Genomic DNA, 4,594 nt, shown 5'->3' on the forward strand with positions numbered 1-4,594 from the left:
CTTTACAAATTAAACATTTATTGCACTTTTTTTAAGTAATTGTTTAAAGGTGAGATTTGCTACTAGAAAAATACTACTTGGTTGTTGTGCGTGATTTGGTGTTTTATCTATCTTAAAGTCGGTAGAATGGGCGAGTTCATGATGTGCGCATGGTAATGTGTTTGTTTGAACCTAAAACGTATTGCCTGCAGGGCAAGCGCACTGAATTTAGTATTAAAACTGTTACCTTGAAAGGCCTTTTTGCGGTGATGCTAGACAAGAATAAAATACCCCGTGTAATCGCGATCACTGGCGGAAAAGGTGGTGTAGGTAAGACGAGTGTTTCAATTAATCTGGCGATTGCTTTGTCAAAAAGCGGCTCCAAAGTGTGCTTGCTAGATGGTGATACCGGCTTAGCTAATACCAATATCATGTTGGGGCTCTATCCCGCCTATACGCTGGAGCATTTGTTCACGGGTGAAAAGTCGATTCAGGATATCGTGCTCGAAGGGCCCGAGGGTATCCAGGTCATTCCAGGAGCATCGGGTTTCGCTCAGTGTGTTGAGTTGGATGTCGGGCAGCAACAAAGGCTGGTGACTTCTATTCGTGCAATTGAGCCTCATTATGACTATATGATGGTCGACACAGCCGCGGGTATTTCTCCAACCGTTCTTCATTTTATTGCCGCGTCTCAAGTTGCTGTCGTTGTGGTGACCCCCGAGCCAACCTCTTTAACTGATGCGTTCTCTCTGCTTAAGGTGCTCAAACGCCGCGGTTATCGGCGAAAGGTTCAGATTGTTGTCAATATGGTCTCTAATGCGGCGCAAGCTAAGAAGGTCTTTCAGCGCTTTTCACAAGCCGTTAGTAAGTATCTGGACCTGAATACAGAATACCTGGGCTCGGTATGGATGGATGAAAGCATGCGAGCGGCAGTCAGCTTGCAGCGTCCTGTTGCGCTTTATCCTAAAACCGATCCTTCCGCTCGTTGTTTTTATCGCTTAGCAGAAAAAATAGATGACCTGTTTAGCCAGACAGGCGTTCCGCGTTTGGCCTTTAGCGCCTATTGGCAAAAAGTAGTAGAGCGACAAGTCGCTCGCCCACAGAAAAGCATCGCGGCCAAACAAGCGGCTTCGACAAGAAAAACGACGTCTCTTCATAAACCGGGCTCTTTTGATAAGCTGCGTGAGCAAATGGCAAGCTTTAGCTCGGCAGGAGAGCAATCCCAGGGGAATAAAAGAGCGGTCTCGAGTTATGAACAAACCTTGCTTGACCAAGTTCGGGAAGCTCAAGGCGACTTGTCTCCTGAATCAGAGATCCATGTTGAAGACAATGCTTTGGATTCCGGCGTTGAAGCTAGCGTTGAACGTTATGTTGAGCAAAAAGCAGAGCTAGTAGAGGAGCCGCTATCAGAGCATTCTGAAGATGCATGGGTCGATCTACGGCTTCGTTTAAATAACTTCTTTAGCGATAAAAATACAACACCCGAACAGATGGTGACTTTGTTGTCTGGGTGTATTTACAGTTTTGGTGATCGTCTGGGCAATGCAGCAGTTGACCTTCTTCATAGCTTGCTGCATTCTCTGGATCCTGATCAGTTGAGTGAAGAACAAAAACAATTGTTATTGTCTGATTATGAACGCATCGGTTTGGATGAATACCGCCAGTCGATAAAGCTCAGACAATCCAAAGCCCGTTATGACGCTTCTGGTTTTGGTGATCAACAAGTTCTAGCGCGAGCAATTCGCTCCTCAGCTGAAGATATACCACTGGAAAGTTTATTAGAATCAATCAAGTATGCGTCTTTAGTCGACTCTTCCGGTGACTCATAAAGAATAAAAAGAGACTCTGAATAGTGAGGCTCTACAAGGACCGGAGACATCTCATGAGTAATCAAAAAGTTTATCCCATTCACGCGCAGGCTAAAGCCCGCACTAATATCGATCAAGACCGTTATCAAGCGCTTTATCAGCAGTCGCAGGATGACAATGAATCGTTCTGGGCAGAGCAGGGAAAGCGCCTTGAATGGATCAAACCTTATTCCCAGGTAAAAGATGTATCGTTTTCTTCTAATGATTTGCATATTCGCTGGTATTACGACGGTGTCTTGAATGCTTCGGTAAATTGTCTAGATCGCCACTTGGCTGAGCGTGGTGAACAGACTGCAGTTATCTTTGAGGGAGATGAGCTAGATTCTTCTAAGCATATTTCCTATCGAGAGCTGTACGAAGAAACGTGTAAGTTTGCCAACGCCATGCGACAAACAGGTGTAAAAAAGGGCGACATTGTCACTATCTATATGCCTAATGTTCCTGAAACCGCTGTAGCGATGTTGGCCTGTGCTCGTATTGGTGCCATTCATTCTGTTGTGTTTGGTGGTTTTTCTCCTGAAGCCTTGGCTGCTCGTATCGCTGACGGTGCAGCGAAATGGGTCGTGACGGCTGATGAAGGCGTACGTGGTGCCAAAGCGATTCCTCTAAAGAAAAATGTCGATGCAGCGATTGAAACCGATGCGGTCACGACGGTTGAAAATGTCTTTGTGTTAAAACGCACCGGCAATGATGTTAATTGGGTCGAGGGTCGAGACCTTTGGTATCATGAACTTTTGGCAGGTGCTTCGAGTGAGTGTGAACCTGAGCCAATGAATGCCGAAGACCCGCTCTTTATGCTTTATACCTCTGGTTCGACGGGTAAGCCTAAAGGTGTTCTTCATACGACTGGCGGTTACATGGTCTATGCCTCGCTGACGCATGAAGTTGTTTTTGATTATCAGGAAAATGATGTTTACTGGTGTACAGCTGATTTTGGTTGGATCACCGGCCACACTTACATGCTTTATGGGCCGCTAGCGAATGGTGCTGTGAATGTTATGTATGAAGGTGTGCCGAACTACCCTGATTTTTCGCGTTTTTGGCAGATTGTTGAAAAGCATAAGATTAACGTTATCTACACTGCGCCGACCGCAATTCGAGCCTTGATGGCAGAAGGCGATGCCTATGTTGAAAAATGCGACCTATCAAGCTTGCGTTTGCTGGGAAGCGTGGGTGAACCAATCAACCCAGAAGCCTGGGACTGGTATCACCGTGTAGTAGGTAAAGAAAAGTGCCCGATTGTCGATACTTGGTGGCAGACCGAGACGGGTGGGGTGCTGATTTCTCCTTTGCCTGGCGCCACGGAATTAAAGCCTGGCTCGGCGACACGCCCTCTATTCGGTGTTAAACCTGCGATTGTCGACAATGAAGGCAATATTCTGGAAGGTGCAGCTGAAGGTAATTTAGTTATGCTGGATAGCTGGCCTGGGCAGATGCGTACTGTCTACGGCGACCATGAACGCTTTATCCAGACCTACTTTAGTACCTATGAAGGTATGTACTTCACAGGTGATGGTGCGCGTCGCGATGAAGATGGTTATTACTGGATTACCGGTCGTGTTGATGATGTCTTGAATATTTCGGGGCACAGAATGGGCACCGCTGAAATCGAAAGTGCATTAGTGGCTCACCCAGATGTTGCCGAAGCCGCTGTTGTTGGCTACCCTCACGATATTAAAGGCCAAGGTATTTATGTCTATGTCAGTATGATGCATGACCATGACATTGACCTAAATGACGCGCTCAAAGACACCTTGAAGCAATGGGTGAGAAAAGAGATTGGCCCTGTCGCGACACCGGATATCATCCAGTGGGCACCGGCGTTGCCAAAGACCCGTTCTGGTAAAATCATGCGCCGTATTTTGCGCAAGATAGCCGCGAACGAGCATGATAGCTTGGGGGATATCTCTACCTTGGCCGATCCTTCAGTGGTCGCCAAATTGGTTGATGAACGACTGAACAAGTAAGCAATCAACGCTACTGTAGGCAGAGGGGGAAACCCCTCGCAGAACCAGACCCTTGCTAGCCCGCCAGCGAGCCGTGGAAGGCTCTGCCTACAAGTATGGTTTTTCTCGAATCCGTAGGCAAACGGTTCCACCTCTCGCAGAATCTGCCCCCTTGCTAGCCCTCTAGCGAGCCTGGGACGGCCGCTCTGTCTACAAAACACTCCGCCAGATCCAGCAGTAAAATCGACAGCAATTTCCCTGATATCATTTAGACAACAACTTGGCTCGCTAATTGCGAATCACTCCAGCTACTAAAATTATTAATCTATAAATCAATGACTTATAGAAATGTTGCGCTAGCTTGGTGCAATTCTTGAGTAAATTGCTCAGGTATTGCACGGCATTGGTGCTCATTATTGAGAGAGTGTTTGTTTATGTTGTTTGGTCGAAAAGACAGAAAGCCTATCAAGATAGTAGAAAAACCTGTTAAGGAATGGAAGTACACCACCTGTGGTTATTGCTCGACTGGTTGCTCGATTGAAGTCGGTATCGATGAGGATGGAAAAGCGGTAGGAACCCGTGGTGATACCGGGGCAGATGTAAATCGTGGGAAGCTATGTATTAAAGGTATTTTTGAGCACCAACTATTTGATTCAGAGGGCCGCGGTGGTCAACCTCTGATGCGCGACAAATTCTATCAAGACTTTAAGCCTGCCAGCTGGGACCAAGCGCTCGATAAGACGGCCGCTGAATTCAAGCGAATCCAGGAAAAGTACGGCAAAGATTCTGTCGCTGTCGTCT

3 protein-coding genes are annotated in these 4,594 nt (G+C 46.9%); all 3 read left to right on the forward strand.

Features of this window, described 5'->3' with window-relative positions; genetic code table 11:
- Nucleotides 1–161 precede the first annotated feature (161 nt).
- The gene (locus A3757_RS16610) at nt 162–1,808 is read left to right on the forward strand and encodes a P-loop NTPase (RefSeq protein ID WP_197470091.1); all 1,647 of its coding nucleotides are present in this window, start codon (nt 162–164) and stop codon (nt 1,806–1,808) included.
- Nucleotides 1,809–1,861: 53 nt separating this feature from the next.
- Nucleotides 1,862–3,814, forward strand: coding sequence for an acetate--CoA ligase (gene acs / locus A3757_RS16615; RefSeq protein WP_068509939.1), 1,953 nt, complete (start codon nt 1,862–1,864; stop codon nt 3,812–3,814).
- A 413-nt stretch (nt 3,815–4,227) separates the two neighbouring features.
- Nucleotides 4,228–4,594: molybdopterin-dependent oxidoreductase (locus tag A3757_RS16620; RefSeq protein WP_156506372.1), on the forward strand; the 367-nt coding region annotated here is incomplete at its 3' end.

This window comes from Oleiphilus sp. HI0117 (assembly GCF_001635235.1).